At 35.1% G+C, this 17642-nt stretch carries 17 protein-coding genes and 1 pseudogene; 4 read left to right on the top strand and 14 right to left on the bottom strand.

Going from position 1 to position 17642, the window contains the following annotated elements:
* The 8 genes from ACFOY7_RS02460 to ACFOY7_RS02495 form a co-directional block, all read right to left on the bottom strand.
* The gene (locus tag ACFOY7_RS02460) at positions 1-684 is read right to left on the bottom strand and encodes a response regulator transcription factor (RefSeq protein ID WP_390249067.1); all 684 of its coding nucleotides are present in this window, start codon (positions 682-684) and stop codon (positions 1-3) included.
* Between the two features lie 264 nt (positions 685-948).
* A complete protein-coding gene (locus tag ACFOY7_RS02465) occupies positions 949-1716 on the bottom strand; it encodes a C39 family peptidase (protein ID WP_390249070.1) in 768 nt (255 codons plus the stop codon).
* Between the two features lie 203 nt (positions 1717-1919).
* Positions 1920-3059, bottom strand: a complete 1140-nt coding sequence (locus ACFOY7_RS02470; RefSeq protein WP_390249072.1) for a hypothetical protein — start codon at positions 3057-3059, stop codon at positions 1920-1922.
* An 11-nt stretch (positions 3060-3070) separates the two neighbouring features.
* Positions 3071-4330, bottom strand: coding sequence for a hypothetical protein (locus ACFOY7_RS02475; protein WP_390249075.1), 1260 nt, complete (start codon positions 4328-4330; stop codon positions 3071-3073).
* Positions 4330-5211 carry an ABC transporter ATP-binding protein gene (locus ACFOY7_RS02480; protein WP_390249078.1) on the bottom strand — a complete coding sequence of 294 codons (882 nt, stop codon included), beginning with the start codon at positions 5209-5211 and terminating at the stop codon, positions 4330-4332. Before ACFOY7_RS02480 ends, ACFOY7_RS02475 begins: the two co-directional genes overlap by 1 nt.
* A 1-nt stretch (position 5212) precedes the next feature.
* Positions 5213-5971: a hypothetical protein gene (locus tag ACFOY7_RS02485; protein WP_390249082.1), complete on the bottom strand. Its 759-nt coding sequence runs from the start codon at positions 5969-5971 to the stop codon at positions 5213-5215.
* The gene (locus tag ACFOY7_RS02490) at positions 5955-6518 is read right to left on the bottom strand and encodes an RNA polymerase sigma factor (protein ID WP_390249085.1); all 564 of its coding nucleotides are present in this window, start codon (positions 6516-6518) and stop codon (positions 5955-5957) included. The genes ACFOY7_RS02485 and ACFOY7_RS02490 overlap by 17 nt, the downstream gene beginning before the upstream one ends.
* Before the next feature lie 342 nt (positions 6519-6860).
* Entirely contained in the window at positions 6861-7814 is a 954-nt protein-coding gene (locus ACFOY7_RS02495; RefSeq protein ID WP_390249088.1) for an alpha/beta hydrolase, read from the bottom strand.
* Positions 7815-7993: 179 nt separating this feature from the next.
* Between ACFOY7_RS02495 and ACFOY7_RS02500 the strand changes: the two genes are divergently transcribed.
* Positions 7994-8782, top strand: coding sequence for an ABC transporter ATP-binding protein (locus ACFOY7_RS02500; protein WP_390249091.1), 789 nt, complete (start codon positions 7994-7996; stop codon positions 8780-8782).
* A complete protein-coding gene (locus tag ACFOY7_RS02505; RefSeq protein WP_390249095.1) occupies positions 8779-10389 on the top strand; it encodes a hypothetical protein in 1611 nt (536 codons plus the stop codon). Before ACFOY7_RS02500 ends, ACFOY7_RS02505 begins: the two co-directional genes overlap by 4 nt.
* A 44-nt stretch (positions 10390-10433) precedes the next feature.
* On the opposite strand, the gene ACFOY7_RS02510 is transcribed toward ACFOY7_RS02505, so the two are convergent.
* Positions 10434-11684, bottom strand: coding sequence for a cytochrome P450 (locus ACFOY7_RS02510; protein ID WP_390249097.1), 1251 nt, complete (start codon positions 11682-11684; stop codon positions 10434-10436).
* Between the two features lie 157 nt (positions 11685-11841).
* Here ACFOY7_RS02510 and ACFOY7_RS02515 point away from each other — a divergent pair, with 157 nt between their 5' ends.
* On the top strand, positions 11842-12684 hold the full coding sequence (locus tag ACFOY7_RS02515; RefSeq protein ID WP_390249100.1) for an aldo/keto reductase: 843 nt from the start codon (positions 11842-11844) through the stop codon (positions 12682-12684).
* A 43-nt stretch (positions 12685-12727) separates the two neighbouring features.
* Here ACFOY7_RS02515 and ACFOY7_RS02520 read toward each other — a convergent pair whose 3' ends face one another.
* Positions 12728-13492, bottom strand: a complete 765-nt coding sequence (locus tag ACFOY7_RS02520) for a DUF2935 domain-containing protein (protein ID WP_390249102.1) — start codon at positions 13490-13492, stop codon at positions 12728-12730.
* Positions 13493-13620: 128 nt separating this feature from the next.
* On the bottom strand, positions 13621-14247 hold the full coding sequence (locus ACFOY7_RS02525; protein WP_390249104.1) for a spore coat protein: 627 nt from the start codon (positions 14245-14247) through the stop codon (positions 13621-13623).
* 155 nt (positions 14248-14402) lie between these two features.
* On the opposite strand from ACFOY7_RS02525, the gene ACFOY7_RS02530 reads away from it, so the two are divergent.
* A complete protein-coding gene (locus ACFOY7_RS02530; protein ID WP_390249106.1) occupies positions 14403-15440 on the top strand; it encodes an NAD(P)/FAD-dependent oxidoreductase in 1038 nt (345 codons plus the stop codon).
* 120 nt (positions 15441-15560) lie between these two features.
* Here the strand turns inward: ACFOY7_RS02530 and ACFOY7_RS02535 are convergent, their stop codons facing one another.
* From ACFOY7_RS02535 to ACFOY7_RS02545, 3 genes and pseudogenes are all read right to left on the bottom strand, one after another.
* A complete protein-coding gene (locus tag ACFOY7_RS02535; RefSeq protein WP_390249108.1) occupies positions 15561-16526 on the bottom strand; it encodes a bile acid:sodium symporter family protein in 966 nt (321 codons plus the stop codon).
* A 190-nt stretch (positions 16527-16716) separates the two neighbouring features.
* Positions 16717-17115, bottom strand: coding sequence for a winged helix-turn-helix transcriptional regulator (locus tag ACFOY7_RS02540; protein WP_390249220.1), 399 nt, complete (start codon positions 17113-17115; stop codon positions 16717-16719).
* A pseudogene (locus tag ACFOY7_RS02545) lies at positions 17092-17424 on the bottom strand (winged helix-turn-helix transcriptional regulator); the annotation flags it as partial. The gene ACFOY7_RS02540 and the pseudogene ACFOY7_RS02545, both read right to left, overlap by 24 nt.
* Positions 17425-17642 lie beyond the last annotated feature (218 nt).

A 17642-nucleotide genomic window follows, 5' to 3' on the forward strand; every position in this document is an offset into this window, starting at 1 on the left:
TTATTCCCCCATTCGATAGCCCATGCCTCGTATTGTTTTAATAACTATCGGCTTTTGCGGGTGATCTTCTAATTTATCTCTCAGCCTTTTAATATAAACAGTTAACGTATTGTCATTTACGAAATCACCAGCTATGTCCCATATTTTTTCTAGTAACTGTTCCCTAGTTAAAATCTGACCAATATGGTTAGCAAAAATTAATAATAAACGATATTCCAGTGCTGTTAATAATACTTCTGTTCCACCTTTATAGACTTTACCTTCCAGTCTGTTAATTTTAATATTCTGGTAAATAATTATCGACTGTTCATTAGGGTCTTTATTATACCTTCTAAGAACAGATTTAATCCTTGATAGTAATTCTCTAATTCGGAAAGGCTTGGTAATATAATCATCAGCCCCCATATCTAGACCCATTACCACATTTACTTCATCATCTAAAGCTGTTAAAAAGATTACTGGCTTATCACTGATTTGTTTAACTTTTTGACAGAGCTCATAGCCACTTCCATCTGGTAACGAGAGATCGAATAAAAATAAATCAATTTGAGTTATTTTTTCTGTTATCGCATTTTCTGCCGTCGACGCTTGAAAACAGACGACAGTTTCATAGCCTTCTTGCTGTAGAGAAAATTCTAGTCCCGAAGCAATGGTTTTATCGTCTTCTACTAGCATGATTTTCATTAGTTTCACCCTCTTTTATAAAAGTACCGAATTAATTTATTGATAAAAAAATTAGAGCATATCCCTATCGCTCTAATTTTTCCATAATTTAATAAAATTATCTAGTTATATTCCCATTTTTAACGGTTACTTTTGTATACAGTTTGGTTCCGACAATTTCTGCACACCACTTTAACTTTTTTCCTACTTACCAATTAATTCACACTTATCTGGCAGTCCACATTTATATAGTTGAATTGTCAACTTACTTTCAAATAATTAGCATTACAACGGGGATATAGTAAATGCTTGTTGCCCCATTTGAATCCATGCCTCTTCAAAATCCTCCCGATTTACTGCTTTGTTTTTTTCTTTTGTCAGTGGATCATTTACGTATACATAATCTTCATCATAACCAGTAACAACAACACTGTGATGTTGGTAAGTAACTTGCATTTCTCCTAGTTCTGTTTGCCATGTCATAAATTGTTGATCACTTAACTCATCAAATTGGGCATTTGTAATAATCCATACCGGCCTATCGTTTTGCACTTCTTCGTATAAATTTTCAGGCTCTTTATTTGTTAAATCTATTATACGGTCAGCTGACACGTATTGGGTTGCTAATTCCATAATTGGTTCAATATACACACCAAGACCCGGCTTGCTGAATGTCTCCATATTGCCAACAAACCCTTCATGCATATTTCCTCTAATTCCGTTCACTTCAAAAGCTTCATATTGGATATTTTCTGCCAATTCAAGTTTATCTACCTCGATGTTATAATAGTTTAAAAGCATGGCTAAACTTGTTACCTCACACCCTCGCATTAACTCTGGTAATTGAGAAATGTGGGGAACATCTAGCAAATATTCATTCTTAACGAAACCCGTAAGAAAACTATCTTTTTTTTCAGTTAACTTAACGCTAGACGGTTTATTAAATGTTACTATCTTTTCTTTTTCATTTTTTGTTTCTTTAGCTAATTCAAATCCTCCAATAGCAAATACACTAAGCAAACCTATGATCGCCAATCCTTTTTTTCCATCCATAAATAACCTACCTCATTTTATATTTTTAAGGTAATTTTTATATTATAATTATTATAATATAAGTTTTATGTGTCAGGAAGATGTCATCAATGAAAATATGGGTAAATTTTTTTTTACATTATTGGTTTTCACAATGGATAGTAATAGATCTCCATAAAAGAAGAAGTGCTTTCTTAACGAAACAAGAAAGCACTAAGTAATATTTATAAGATATCAAGATTTTTCTCTCTTCTCATTCGGTAGGTAAGCCAGAAAAAAGCAAAAGCTATCAGAATTGTATAGATAATGAATGGCAAGAACTTCGGATCATGTATACTGCTTAGATTAAAAATTAAATATTCTCCAATAAAATACACTAGTAATATGACAATCGGCACTTGTGATCCAATTAAGGTAATATAATTCGACATATATCTTGATAGAATGGTTGAAAGCATTCCTGCAACTAATGCAAGAATGTATATCCCAATTACAGTGAGAATAATAAATTGAAAGAAATTGATATTAAACCAACTTAAATAAAAGAAATTATCATATGACCAGACCCTCGATTGGAAAAATTCAGCAGTTTTATTCGTTCGGTACATGGAAAAAAAAGCAACAAGATACACTGTTGTAATAAGTAATGTCGATATAACAGATGCTATCACTTTCTTCTGAAAAATGCGTCTCCCGGTTTCTGATGTATATTGTATTAACAGTACACTGTTTTTTTGGTCAACAATAAAGACTCTTCCTGTAATTATCATTACGGAGACTACAACCCATATTGCAACCATTTTGATTAAATTATTGTAATTTTCCACAACCGAAATAGGAAGTATGCTATTATAGTTTTTTTCTTCTGCCATTTTCTGTTTCCAAACTTTATCATGAATATGGCCTGTCACCCTGTAAAAATCCTCTTCCCTTTGCTCATAGCGTTCTATAATACCTTCACGTGCCTGAAGCTCCCAAAAAATGTCTACACCTTCCTCGAACAAAATCCTACTCGAAAGTTCACTCACACCTTCATCATCCCAGTCCCTTGCCTGAAATTGTTCATACGTTTTTATCCCTAATGCTACGCTATCCTCTCGTGACTTTAAATAATCGTCTGCCTTTTCTATTTCCTTCTGGTATGTTAATTTAAAATCCTTAAATTCTGTCTCATCCATTTCGTTCCCATAATCTGCAATCATATCTTTAGCAATAAGAAAGTGGTCAGTTGTTGGTCTGCCATTTGGAAAATGCGTAAATTCAAACTCCATAAAAAATTGATAAAAGAAAAAACTCAGAAGCAGAACCAATGTTACCACTTTCCAATGAAATAATTTCTTTATCTCATAAATAATAATTTTCATATGTACTCCTTTCAATGCAATGCCTGGCGATAAAAATGACGGATGCTTAAATATATCAATCCAAAGATAAATATTGCCCAGCTGCTAATTGTGATAGGTTCATAATATGGGGAAATCGTAAAAGCACTATATCCCATAAACCATTCCTGTGGATTTAAGATTAAGAAAAACGGTGTCTGGTGTACATAATAAGTCCAATTTGTTGATAATGGCACATAACCTGGCAAAACTATACCTAAACTGAGGAACACCATAAAGCTAAAAAAAACAAGATACGTATTCTTCAACCAAATTGATAGAATATAAGTCATTCCGCTAAATAACAACATCACCAAATAAATCAGTAAAACCATTAAACCAACATATTCGATAAAACTGATGTTCCACCAAGTAATATACGGAAACTCAGTTATTGCATTGAAATAGGAACTAACCGGAACATTCCATAGTCCATCATAGGTAAATACAAGAAAGTATATTCCAAGTGTTGCGCCTGTTAAGCTGAAAATGGCAGCAGTATTCGCAATCCCAGCAGAAATGAACTTATGCAAAACCAGTTTTCTCCCAATTTTCGTTGTATAGGTAACTAATGCTGTCTTTTGCTCAAATTCATAGTTTGTTACTGCTCCTGTTATAAGGACAACTAATATAATTAATTCAAAAATGAGGATTAAGCCAATATCTTTAAAAAGCAAGTTATGCATTTCATAGATCTTCCCATAAAAAAATAGATGTTTATGTTCCTGATTTTCAATTAATTGCACTTTTCTGTCTTCCAACTGCTCAAATTGGGCACGTATCGTTTCTGCCGCTTCTCCTTTAAACCCATATAAGTTAATTATTGTTTCTGCTCTATTTTCGATATCTAAGTTTTCATAAATGACATCGATATCTTGCGCTGTTCGATAATAGGTTTCAATAAGGTTGTATTCTAATAGTTGATCAAAATCTTTTTCACTCATAGGAGGATTCAAAAAGATTTCGTCATCCTCTAACAATTCAGAAGGATGTTTATAGCCTGTCTTCCCGTTTGGACCCTCTACTTTGCTGACCCAATCAGATATTTGTTCATAGTCATCACCAAATTGGGATAGCATTTCTTCATTTGTTTCTGTTCCATATTTATCAACAAGTGATGTTAATAATGATAATTCTCCCTTTATATAGGAATTGCTCCAAATAAATAAACTATTGATAATGATAAAGAATAAGAGCAGTATCCCTACAATTGGCAACCTGAAAATTTTTAGCAGTTCTTGTTGAATTATCATCACATACTTCCCGCCAATGTTTGATCATCTTCATAAACATGTAAAAACACATCTTCTAAAGTTGGGGAAATCTCAATCCAAGATTCGTCTTGCTTTTGTTCAGCAACAAAGCGAAAGAAGAGCTTACCCCGTTCCTGTCTTTCGCCAATTATTTGATAATTGGCGCGGAATTGATCTCCTTCGGTTAAAGACACCTGTGTCTCAAACAGCATACCTTTTAACTGATTGCTGATGTCTGCAACCGTATCCTTATACAAAATCTTTTTATCTTTCATCATTATAATTTGATTGGCGATTGATTCGACATCTGAAACGATATGTGTAGATAATATAATGATGCGGTCTCGCGCCAACGATGTTAAAATTTTTCTAAACCTTGAGCGCTCTTTCGGGTCTAATCCAGCTGTAGGCTCATCTAATATTAAAATCTTTGGATCATTAAGCATTGCTTGCGCAATACCAACACGCTGAATCATCCCACCGGAAAACTTCTTCATTTTCTTATGTCTCACATCTTCTAATCCTACTAATGTAAGGAGTTCTTTGATTCTCTGTTTTGCTGTTGACTTATTCAACCCCTTTAATGCAGCTAAATAAAACAAATACTTTTCTGGTGAATAATTTTTATAATAACCAAAATGCTGAGGCAAATAGCCGAGTACATCACGGTACTTGTCATCTAAATGGACAATATTTGTTCCGTTATAAAGAATTTCACCTTTTGTCGGAAACATTAAAGTTGCTAACATTTTAATCAATGTTGTCTTCCCTGCCCCATTTGGTGCTAATAAACCATAAATACCATTCTGAAACTCTAATTGAATACTATTTAATACTTGAAAGTTACCATATTGTTTACTTACATTTTCAACGACTAACAAATTAACTCATCCTTCCTCTTTGGCTAGCAAATAATAACTTTTTCAATCCTTTAAGATATAACACAAAGCTGCCAATGATGATCATTCCGTAGATATACAAAGGGATTTGCTGTAATAATAAAATGTACAACTCTTCGCTAAAAATTGATGCAAGCATATTCCCTATCACCCAACCAATAGCCAGGAGCAGCTTTACTAATCTTGATTGTACATATAACTGTATATACAGGAAAATAACAGCATATAAAAATAAGGAAGAGCTTGATAATAAAAAGGCGTAACCAAAATGAATCGATTCCTCTATCATTAACCCCAAAATAAACACACTATTTAATAACATGCTGACAATACTAAAGGTCAGCATTCTGAACGCAGCAAGTTGATAGAGGTTATATTTACATACCATTTCCACTTCATACGTCGGCTTTTGTTTCTGAATGATAAAAAAGAAATAAGCAAACAGTAAATAAGTGATGGGTGATAAGGTAAATATAGTTGTATACACATTCCATTCCGCCCATGTCAATAAATCGCTTAAACTCATTAGTAATGTAATGACAACAAAAAGAGACAAGATAATGGTATAGATTATTTCCGTGAGGTCTCGAAAGATAAAACGAAAGCCAAGCTGGCGATACATAGTATGTAGAAATGACCAGAAATTTGCGCGTTTATCTATTCCTTCGGTTAATATACTGCTAATTTCTTTATTGATTTCTATTTCGTCAGGATATGGTATCTTCCTATTTGGTTTTTTCATTAGAAGCTCCTTCCATTAACAACTGTTTGAGCTTACGTATTGTTGCATAATATTTTGTTTTCACAGTTGATTCGGTTAAATTAGTGATCTCAGCAATCTCCAGAAATGTATACTCACCGAAAATCTTTAACCTGAGAATATACTGATTCTGTTGATTAAACTGGGCTAACACTTGCAATACATGACCTACTTCTTCTTTTTGTTCCAACTTTATTGTAAAACTATCTTCTGTTCGAATATCTACACCATCCATTACATCTGTCTTTTGCGATTGTTTATATGATTTCGAGCGATAATAATCAATTAAACGCGAATTAGCAATTTTGTATAACCATGTCCGGAAAGATGCCTTCCCGTTAAAAAGATGGATTGTTTTTAAAGCACTTATAAAAATTTCTTGTGTAATATCCTTTGCTAATTCCTGATCAATGATTTGTTTGTAAATAAAGGCATACATTTCTTTGTAATATTTTCCGATTAATTGATTGGCAGCCGATTCACTAGAACGTTTTTTTATTGCTTTTATCCATTTTAATTCTTGCTTCATTTCCTCTCACACCACATCCATTCCCATCCCAAAAACTTGCTGTCTATATATTCGTAAGTTAAAGGATAATAGTTTTAATATATTTAAAATATTTTTATTTTTATTACTTAGTGGAAAAATGCGCAATAAAAATAGCCTTATACTAGAACTGTCTATTGCTTGCTAATGTTGTAATGGTGTAATGTTTTACAGCCATTGGGGAAAACAATCGCTTTCACCTAACAACACGGCTTTGAATTAGTCATTGTTCCATACTAACTTCCGAGATAGCTCTTGCTCCATACCTTTCTGCACTCTTAAAAAGCCAACTGTCTTATCATACAGTTGACTTCTCATATAGTATTAATCTATATATTTTAATAAGGTTTTTTTCAAGTGCTCTTGGTATTTTTCTTCATGGATCGCATACGCTTCTCCATGACCTGCATTGTCGAAAAGTATGAGATCCTTATCAGTAGCAGTATGTCGATAAAGCTCTTCTGCCATTTTCGCGGGAACGAAGGAATCATTATTTCCGTGGAAATAAATTATCGGAACTTGGGCATTTTTGACTTGTTCCAGAGCTGAAGCTTCGACAAGCGAATACTCTGCCCGTAAATTTGTAATGAGATTGGAGGTTGGTAAAATCGGAAATGCAGGTAAGTTATACATACGTTTCAATTGATATTGGAATAACTCATACACATTTGTGTACGCACTATCTGAAACAATTAACTCAACATTTTCCGGATGTTCTTCTCCTGAAGCCATTAATACTGTGGCACCACCCATTGATAAACCATGCCAAATAATTTGGGTTTCTGCACCAGTATATTTTATAATCTTCTCTGTCCAGTCAATCCAATCAAGTCGATCATGCCAGCCGAATCCAATGTAATCACCTTCACTCTGACCATGACCACGAGCATCAGGCATGAATATATTATATCCTAATTCCTCATAATAATATTGCCCATATAACCCCATATCTTTCGCTTTTCCTAAATATCCATGAGCAAGCATTACTGTTTTATTCGTTGGTTCTTTTGCTTCAAGGTAGTATCCTTTCAAATTCTGTCGATCGAAAGATTCTAGTTCCCATTCATTAAAATCTTGCTGTGAAACCCACTGTCTCCAACCACCTTGCAAGAAAACATCCATTGCTGTTGCAGAAACCGTTAAATCTTCATTGCCCTGTAAGAAATCTTTCTGCTCTCTTTTAATGGCAAGGTTATAAAAGTAGTTTCCTGCAAATATGTCTGTAATTAATACGATTACAACAATACTGATAACCATTACTTTTATTTTCTTCTTCAAACTATTCTGCCTCCCCCTGCTGTTACTACTATTATATCAAGAAGAAGACCGAAATTGTTCAGTGAATTGTTTAATTATGTCGAAAATTATCATTGTGTAGTTTTTTTCATTTTTCCCAATTAATTCTATTTGCATGTTATCATGAAAAAGATCTAAATCTTTAAAGGTGGTAGTTCTAAATGGAATATAAAAAAGCACTGTCAATCTATAACCTCACAAAAACATACGGAGAAAAAACAATACTTAATGCCATTAATCTTGATGTCTATCAAGGACAGATTATAGGATATATTGGTCCAAATGGTGCTGGCAAAAGTACAACAGTTAAAATTATGCTCGGATTAATTGAAGAGTATCAAGGTAAGATTGAAATCTTTGGTGAAAAATTAGACCTCGGAGATCCATCCTATAAGCAACGAATTGGTTATGTCCCCGAAAATGCTGAAATTTATGACAACTTAACAGCATATGAGTACCTCAGTTTCATTGGTTCGCTCTATGGGATGAGCGAAGATGCGGTTCAGTTAAAGGCACAACAATTAATGGAACTATTTAATTTGAGACATGGTATGCACAATCGAATTTCCAGTTTCTCTAAAGGAATGAAGCAAAAGGTTCTCATAATTGCCAGCCTTATTCATAATCCAGATTTATTATTCCTTGATGAACCGTTAAGTGGCCTTGATGCTAACAGTATGATTATTGTAAAGGAGATTCTTGACCAGTTAGCTAAACAAGGAAAAACAATTTTCTATTCCTCACACATAATGGATGTTGTCGAGAAAATAAGTAATCGGATTATCCTGTTAAATAATGGAGAAATTGTAGCAGATGGATCGATTGAAGAATTAAGACAGCAAAATTCAGAAGGTTCACTAGAACAAATTTTTAACCAGTTAACAGGATTCGATCAACATGAACAAATCGCGGAATCTTTTGTATCGATTGTGCTAAATGGTGACAGATGATGGAAAACTTCCAGACATTGCAGTTATTAGATAAATTCGAGAGAATATTTACGTATGCGAATATTGATTATAAAGCAATGCGGAAAATATTAGAAATAAAGTTAACGATGGATAGCAGAAGGATACCAACAATTTTTAATGACTCAAAATTGCAAGAGGGCAACCAGTTTATTAAATCGCTAGGACTGTACGCAATTATGGGGCTTTTTCTCATTGTTTTTATGTTTGGTGAGCAATACTTTTTTCAAATGAGCTTAGTATTTGGTATCACGATGTTTATAATTATGACGTCAATGGTTTCTGATTTTTCCACAGTTTTATTGGATATACGGGATCGAACCATTATCGGAACAAAACCGGTGGATAGTCGGACAATTAATGCAGCTAAGTTTGTTCATATTACGATCTATCTGGTATTGTTGACCATTGCTTTTGCTGGTATTCCTATAATCTTTGGTTTGTTTACTCATGGGATCATCTTCTTTTTAGTGTGTATAGTTACCTTAGTTTTGGTGAATTTGCTCGTACTTATTGTCACTGCTTTACTATATATCCTAGTACTCCGTTTTTTTGATGGGGAAAGATTAAAGGATATCATTAACTATGTGCAGATTATGCTAAGTGTTACAATGGTAGCTGGTTACCAATTAGTCATTCGGTCATTTGATTTTATCAATCCCGATTTCTCGTTCACCTTTCACTGGTGGCAATTGTTGATCCCACCAGTATGGTATGGAGCATTATTTGATATAGTAATGAACCGGAATACTGATCAAGGCATAATTATTCTTGGTTTATCAGGTGTTATTGTACCTATTATTTCCTTTATTATTTATCTTAAGCTTATCCCGTCATTTGAAAGAAATTTAGAAAAGTTACTTTCCGAATCTACTCGATATAAAAAGTCAAATAACCAACTGACAAAAATTTGGTCCAAATTTTTATGTCGAAATAATGAAGAAAAAACTTTCTTTCTTTTTACCTGCCGAATGGTTAAAAATGAGCGGGAGTTTAAGTTAAAAGTATACCCAATGCTTGGAATGGCTTTTGTGTTCCCTTTCATTTTTTTACTTAACAACTTGACGGTAGACAGTTATGAGCAGATACAGGCAAGTAATCAGTTTATCAATATTTACTTTTCATTGTTATTATTACCTTCCGGTGTACTAATGTTAGGCTTCTCGGAAAACTATAAAGGGGCATGGATCTTTAAAGCCGGCCCTATTGCGGAAACCAAAAATATCCACAGGGCTGCATTAAAAGCCTTTTTCACAAAATTTTTTCTCCCAATCTTTATGTTATTGAGTATAACCTTTTGCATTATTTTTGGGATTCGAATTCTATTGTTTCTGCTTTGTTTTTTACTAGTTGCATCCATTTATGCAGTTATTTGTTATAAAGTTGAATGTACTAATGCACGGTTGCCGTTTTCTGAATCTTATAAGTTCGTTCAGCAAGGTAATGCGATAAAAGGCATTCTTTTATTAGTATTGGCGGGTGTACTTGGTGTGATACATTTCCAATTGTTGTCACTAGCGAACATGCAGTTTTTCTATTTAGCGGTACTAGTAATACTCAATATCTTTTTATGGAGGAAAGTAATGTAGGGGGTTAAGGTAGAAACAAATCTAGAGTTGTTTCTACCTTTTATTCACTTCTTCCTAATATTTTTGATTTTCACTTTACTTTCAGGCAAACTAGGAATTTCATTCATAGAATATGTGAAATCTTGGTTTGGAACCTCATAAGAAATCCGATTGACAAAGAAGTCTAGTGTAACTTTTAGTATATCTATTGTCATCCATTCACCAGCACACCTATGTCCAATATCGAATTCTCCACCACCTTGTGGTATAAAATCGAATGGGCTCCCTTCCCATTTTTCAAAACGACCTGGTCTAAAGTGATCTGGCTGTTCCCAATTGTCAGGGTCATGATTTGTTCCATATAAATCTAATAATGTTAAGGTTCCTTTTTCAAACATGAATCCATTCCATTCAAAATCCTCTTTTACTCTCGCCACTGTAAAGGGGAAAAATGGATAGAAGCGACGAACTTCCTGGATAAAATATTGTAACCTTTTATCATCCTTTTGACGAAGGTGTTCAACTTCCTGTGGAAATTGCTCTACTGCTATAACAGTAAAGGCAACATAGACAGAAATCGCTACAATTGGCCGCAACAAATTTAATAATTCTACTGCAACAATCGCTGGCTCTAATAATTGACCGCTTAAGTCACGATGTGTACTAAACTGATATAATGGACGATTCTGGTCTACCTGTTTTTTTCCACTTCTAATATCGAGTACTAGTTGTTCCAGCCAATCTTCCGCCTTAGAACGGGACATTCTAGCCTTCCAATGTTTCGGGCCAATAGCTGAGGCATCTTCGAATAAATCACTTAATTCATTTACCCATTCATTTTCTGCTTCCTGGGCTGGAATACTGACCCAACGCATTGCTACACTTGTTAACACACGTTTTGCTTCCTCATAAACAATGAACTCTTCCTCTTGATGCCTTGTAATTGCTCTATCCCATTCCAGTTCTGTTAATTCTTTCACTTCATCCAGCAGCTCTCTTGTCATCACTGACATGAACATCGCTTTACGGTGGTGGTGTTTTGCACCATCTAATCCTTGTACACCATTTTGCCCAAAGAGTGTTTTCTGAATCCTTGATGGGGCAGCATCTTTCCGGGAAAATCTGTTGTTATCATAAAACAATTGTGCCTCTTTTTTTCCGATCATACAATTTGTTACTTCGCCTAATATGCGAGTTTTAAATACCCTTGAATCGTATTTGTCTTTACGATGATAAATAAACTCATAGCCTTCCTTCAGTAAGGCTATTGTATGGTCCAAACTTTTTTCTTGCGGCATATCTTGATAATCTGCCATATCTAAGCCTCCATTTAACAGTCTTTATTACATTTTTCCCTATATTAACAAACTAAAACTCAAACTATTTAAACATTCTTTTTAAAAAGAATGTTTAAATAGTATCAAAAAAGTGGTAAACCATATAAAAAGATAAAATTAGTAAGGAGTTTTACAGATGACTACACAAATACCTTCAATCACGTTACACGATGGAAATCAAATTCCTGTAATTGGTTTTGGGACAGCCAAAATCAGAGGCGACTTAGGGGCTACAGCTATTGTAAATGCAATTAATAACGGCTACCGGCTCATTGACTTTGCCTATAATTATGAGAATGAGGGGACAGTAGGAGAGGCACTCAAACGGACATCGGTTCCTAGAGAAAAATTGCAGGTTACCTCAAAGCTTCCAGGCCGTTATCACACCTACAACGATGCAGTAGAAGCTATCCAGGAATCTCTCTATCGTACCAACCTGGATTATTTCGACCTCTATCTCATTCATTGGCCAAATCCTAAACAAGGAAAATATGTTGATGCATGGAGAGCATTAATCGATGCACAAAGATGGGGTCTAATCCGCTCCATTGGTGTTAGCAACTTTTTACCTGAGCATCTAGAACGTCTGAGGGATGAAACAGGTATCCTTCCAGCAATTAACCAAATTGAACTACATCCCTTCTTCAATCAGCAAGAACAAAGGGAATGGCACGAAAAGCACGGGATAGTGACAGAATCATGGAGCCCGCTTTATCGTTCAAAAGATTTATTTGAGAATGACACACTCAAGCAAATTGCGAAAAAGCATGAGAGAACTATTTCACAGATCGTCTTACGCTGGCATTATCAACTAGGTGCTGTAACAATTCCAAGATCCACATCCATCTTACACCAACAGCAAAACATTGCCATCTTCGACTTTGAACTGGATATGGAAGATATGTCAAATATCAATCAACTAACAAAGCCTGACGGCAGAATTAATGACCAAGATCCCGCAGTATATGAAGAATTTTAGCAAAAGAACAAGAAGGCTTCCTAATTTGAGAAGCCTTCTTTCGTTAAATACTTTTTGATTCTGCAAGTTTCCATAAGTAATACTGCTCTTCTCTCGCCATATGATCTGCCATCGATGCAGTAAAAGTACTTAAAACCTCTGCACTTAATTCCATCTCTTCTAATTCATGAAGGAATGTTTGGAATAATCCCATTTCTATTTCAACATCATGATTGAACTTTTCAAGTGCTGGAAAAGCATCAATGTTCGTCCGCAGGTAACCGGTAAGTTCTACTGCTTTTAAATAAAACTGTTCAAAATGTTTAGTGAATGCCGCACTTTTTTCCTTCAATCGTTTTTCTACACCGTCTAACCGATCATTAATTGCACCTGCATGACCTGATGCATCCACAAGCCAGATTAAATGGTGGTGCAATTCATGGAAGATCGGAGGTTTATCTCCTTGTTTCAAATAAGTTAAAATTAGCAAATATTCTTCTAGTTCATTGACCATATGATTTATAAAAGTAGGTGTCAGATGTATACCCATTTGTCCTGTTAGATGCCGTTTTATTATCGATAATTTAAACACCCTAAATTGCTTTGTTATATCTTCGACGTTTGTAGCAAAAGCTATCGCATTGGAGCTATTTAGCTTAGTTGCTTGAAGAAGCAGTTGATCAAAATATGTACGAAACATGTTGGCTTTATCAATATCATCTTTTTGTGATGGATATAAAGAGTCTTGAATGAATCGGGCATGGTCTGATAGTACTTGCAGCCAAAATTGGTGTTCAAACATTGCATTTTTCAAATAATTGGATTGCATCGAAATACATCCCCTTTTTTTACATGATGCTTCATTGTATTCAAAGGAATGGAAAAATATTAACTAATTATTGTTTGCTCATTAATTAAAACATGGAATAAGAGAACTTCTCCTATTCCATGTTTTAATTAATGAATATTTTGTTGAGGGGCTTTCGTATATGCTTGTAACATCATGTTCATATCTTGCGTATTTATTTGAGGAACTTGGTAATACCCATTTTTATTTTGATATAAGAAAAGCTCGTAACTCATTTCAATCATGTTAGGTACACTATCAGCAAGAATTCTACGCATAACAGGATTATTCATTTCGACTCCTGCTTTTGTCAATGCAGAGGCAGCAGATTTAGCATGTGCTAGCATAAAGGAAGAATAACATTCATCCGTAAATTCATTGACTGATTGTTTCGGTTTCTTTGGCTGCCCTGCTTTCATTCCGTAAGTAACCTCATTGTTTTGTTGCATTTTGTATTGTTGTGTTGGTACCTGAGGATCTTGTCCAGTTTGGAAAGAATCAACAACCGTGTTATACATTTGCGTCATAAATAATGTTTGACGCTGTAAAATATCCTTTAATTCCGGATCTTGAATATGTTGATCATACAGTCTATATTGCTCCATCACACCAATTAGACAACTGATTACTTCATGAGCATCAAGCATTTCATGTGCACCATGATTACGGCTAGTTCCTTGATTCATCGTATTTGGTGACATTTGTGTTCCATTTTGCATTTGATTTTGATTTTGCACAGCATTGTCCTCCTCTTTCTTAAAGTTCCCCATTATATTTTCCGTTGCTGATAATTTTATGTACGATTCATCATCTTTTTTATTGGTTCTGCCAATCCTATGATATATGACAATACTCTATAAGATAGGTTATACTATCTTACAGGAGTGATTTCATGTCAACATTTACAATCATCGGCGGCGGGATTGCTGGTGCTTCGATTGCATACCATCTTGCAAAATCTAATCACGATGTAACGGTTTATGATCGATCAGACGCAGGTCAGGCTACGGCTGCATCTGCAGGTATTATCTGCCCATGGATTAGTCAGCGCAGAAATAAAAAATGGTACAGCCTAGTAACAGAAGGCGCTCGCTATTATCCAGATTTTATCCGGGAGTTAGAAGCAAAAACAAAACAATCTACAGACTTTAGAAGAAATGGCGCTATTTGCCTTTTTAAAGACAAGCATATCCAACAACTTGCTTATGAACGGATTTCTGCAAAACAAGAAGGTTCACCTGAAATGGGTGAAGTGAGAAAATTGACCAAAGAAGAGGTAAAGAAAATGCATCCACATTTGACAGATTACTATCCTGCTGTTTATGTGGAAGGTGGTGGTCAGATTAGTGGCAGGAGCCTTCTAAATGCCCTGAAAGAAGCTATAATTTACTATGGAGGAAAATGGATCAATCAAACCATTGCTCCCGATTCGTGTGAAGGAACTGTCATTTATACAGCAGGTGCTTGGTCAGGAGAATACTACAGCAATCCTGATGTTCGACACCAACGAGCAGAACTTCTCCATTTAAAAATTGATGGCAAAGCTCCAATGAAACAAACGCCTGTAGTGATGGGGTTGGGACCAATGTATATCGTTGAAACAGATCTGAACCAGTATGCTATTGGAACTACTCATGAAGATACGGAAGATTTTTCTATTACACCATCCATTGAAAATCAGGATTATTTACATGGAGAAGCACAACGTTATTTCCCTGACACAGAGATTCACGATCAGTTTATGTCAGTAGGATTAAGACCATTTACAAGAGATTCCCTGCCATACATAGGATATACTAAAGATGGTGTCTTTGTAGTAAATGGTTTAGGATCAACCGGCTTAACTTGCGGACCGGTAATTGGAAGGGAAGTTGCTGCATATTTAAGTGGGAAAGAAACCGTACTAAACTTGAATGATTATGCATACTAACTGGTTGGTCAGAAAAAATGAAAGAAAGCTAGCTCCTTATCGCTATTTAAATAAGGCAGCTAGCTTTCTTTCAAAGTTTGTTGACAAAAGCCCAGTTTGGGAAATATCTTATCCTTTAAATTAGGCATTTGGTCTTTTTTCTATATTATTTCTCTCTTCTTTCTCCTGCAACTTACGGTATATAGTTGCAATTATCGGTCCTGAAATATTATGCCACACACTAAAGATAGCACTAGGTACAGCTGATAGTGGATTAAAATGTGCAGCTGCTAATGTTGCACCAAGTCCTGAATTTTGCATTCCCACTTCGATCGAAACAGCTTTTTGTTGCTTTGGACCCATCTTTAATCCTTTTCCTAATCCGTAACCAATGATATATCCTAACGTATTGTGTAATACAACAATTAAGAAGATCAGCAGACCAGTTTCGGCAATTTTTTCCTGGTTACCACTTACTACTGCTGCGACGATTGCTACAATTCCAATAACAGATACTAATGGAATTGCCTTAACACCGGCTTCCACTTTATCCTTCAACAGTGCTTTAACAAATAGGCCTAACAAGATCGGTACCAGAACAATTTGAACAATTGATACAAATAAAGACCCTGCAGATACTTCCAACCACTGACTAGCAAAAAGATAAATAAGTGCTGGTGTCAAAATTGGAGCCAGGATTGTCGATACTGCAGTGATTGAAACGGATAATGCCGTGTCTCCTTTGGATAAGTATGTCATAACATTTGACGAAGTTCCTCCAGGACAACAGCCTACCAAAATCACACCGACAGCGACCTCTTCTGAAACAGGTAATAAAGTTGCTAATGCAAAGGCAATTAGCGGCATGATCGTAAACTGGCCAACTACCCCAATCGCAACCTCTTTCGGACGCCTAAATGCTTCTTTAAAATCATTAGCTGATAACGTAAGCCCCATACCAAACATAATAATACCTAATAATGGTGTAATATACGCTCCCAGCCATGTAAACCCTGATGGTATTAAAAATGATACAACTGCAAATAATACCACCCAAATTGCGAACGTGCTTCCTACAAAACTGCTTACTCTCTCTATAGCTTTCATGTTCCCCCTCCTCTTGCAATTATTACATTATATAGTATATTCAGAATATTTTAAATAATTTTTTATTGCAAATCACTTGAAGAGCGAACATTACTGGAGGGCACTTAAAAAACTTTGAAGTATCTTTAATACAATCAAGAATTTTGCAAATCCAAAGTAAGCAGATGTGACCTTACCAGCTGACTGCAGGTTATGTTAATTCTTCCATATAAATGGTTTTATTTTTGCCAGTATGTTTCAGAAAGTCTCTGCCCCAGTCCTCTAACTTATGTAAGATAGGCAAAAGATGTTGTCCTTGCTCTGTCAAAGAATACTCTACCTTTGGCGGAACTACGGGATAGACTTCTCGATGAACCAAACCATCATGTTCTAATTCCCTTAACTGGTTTGTTAACATTTTCTGGGTAATATTAGGAATCATCTTTTTCAATTCTCCAAATCGCTTGGTGCCTTCTCGTTCTAAATGACATAAGATGATCAGTTTCCATTTACCTTCGATCACTGTGAGAGCCAGTCTTTTTTCATAATACAGGTCCTGACTTTCCACTTTGGTTGCGTCTAAGTATTCTTTTCCCCAATTCTTAAGCATATCTAAAATAGGGATAAGACTTTGCCCTTGTTCTGATAAAGAATATTCCACTCTCGGAGGAGCAACCCGATATACCTTCCGGTGAACAACGCCGTTTTTTTCCAGTTCTCTCAGCTGTTTTGATAGCATCTGTTGCGTAATATTCGGAATTGACTTTCTTAATTCACCAAACCGCTTAGTTCCTTTTATGCCTAAGTTGCATAATATCGTTATTTTCCATTTTCCCTCGATAAGTGAAAGTGTCCATTCTTTTTCAGGATAAAAACTCATTTTATTATCAGGTTTCATCTTATCCCCCATCTCACGCATTAGTCTACTTAAAGTTACTATAACAAAAAAAAGTGCCTACTTACAAAAGAGTAGCTCTCTGTAATATGATAAATACCATAGTAAGCACTAATTATGATAAGTACATTTTCTATCTGCTGAGAGCAATGAATGAAAAATGCTGTTTTGGAGATGATAGCTTTGTCACTTACATATCTTTTCAGTGCTGCTTACCATCAGGAATGGTCATACAAATACAT

Source organism: Gracilibacillus xinjiangensis (genome assembly GCF_042651765.1).
GTDB lineage: Bacteria > Bacillota > Bacilli > Bacillales > Amphibacillaceae > Gracilibacillus > Gracilibacillus xinjiangensis.

Coding starts and splice junctions, on each gene's coding strand:
- ACFOY7_RS02540 (WP_390249220.1), bottom strand. CDS start 17,115: ATGCTTAAGAATTGGGGAAAAGAATACTTAGACGCAACCAAAGTGGAA.
- ACFOY7_RS02470 (WP_390249072.1), bottom strand. CDS start 3,059: ATGAAAATTATTATTTATGAGATAAAGAAATTATTTCATTGGAAAGTG.
- ACFOY7_RS02530 (WP_390249106.1), top strand. CDS start 14,403: ATGTCAACATTTACAATCATCGGCGGCGGGATTGCTGGTGCTTCGATT.
- ACFOY7_RS02520 (WP_390249102.1), bottom strand. CDS start 13,492: ATGCAATCCAATTATTTGAAAAATGCAATGTTTGAACACCAATTTTGG.
- ACFOY7_RS02475 (WP_390249075.1), bottom strand. CDS start 4,330: ATGATAATTCAACAAGAACTGCTAAAAATTTTCAGGTTGCCAATTGTA.
- ACFOY7_RS02535 (WP_390249108.1), bottom strand. CDS start 16,526: ATGAAAGCTATAGAGAGAGTAAGCAGTTTTGTAGGAAGCACGTTCGCA.
- ACFOY7_RS02500 (WP_390249091.1), top strand. CDS start 7,994: ATGGAATATAAAAAAGCACTGTCAATCTATAACCTCACAAAAACATAC.
- ACFOY7_RS02490 (WP_390249085.1), bottom strand. CDS start 6,518: ATGAAGCAAGAATTAAAATGGATAAAAGCAATAAAAAAACGTTCTAGT.
- ACFOY7_RS02510 (WP_390249097.1), bottom strand. CDS start 11,684: ATGGCAGATTATCAAGATATGCCGCAAGAAAAAAGTTTGGACCATACA.
- ACFOY7_RS02465 (WP_390249070.1), bottom strand. CDS start 1,716: ATGGATGGAAAAAAAGGATTGGCGATCATAGGTTTGCTTAGTGTATTT.
- ACFOY7_RS02460 (WP_390249067.1), bottom strand. CDS start 684: ATGAAAATCATGCTAGTAGAAGACGATAAAACCATTGCTTCGGGACTA.
- ACFOY7_RS02485 (WP_390249082.1), bottom strand. CDS start 5,971: ATGAAAAAACCAAATAGGAAGATACCATATCCTGACGAAATAGAAATC.
- ACFOY7_RS02505 (WP_390249095.1), top strand. CDS start 8,779: ATGATGGAAAACTTCCAGACATTGCAGTTATTAGATAAATTCGAGAGA.
- ACFOY7_RS02515 (WP_390249100.1), top strand. CDS start 11,842: ATGACTACACAAATACCTTCAATCACGTTACACGATGGAAATCAAATT.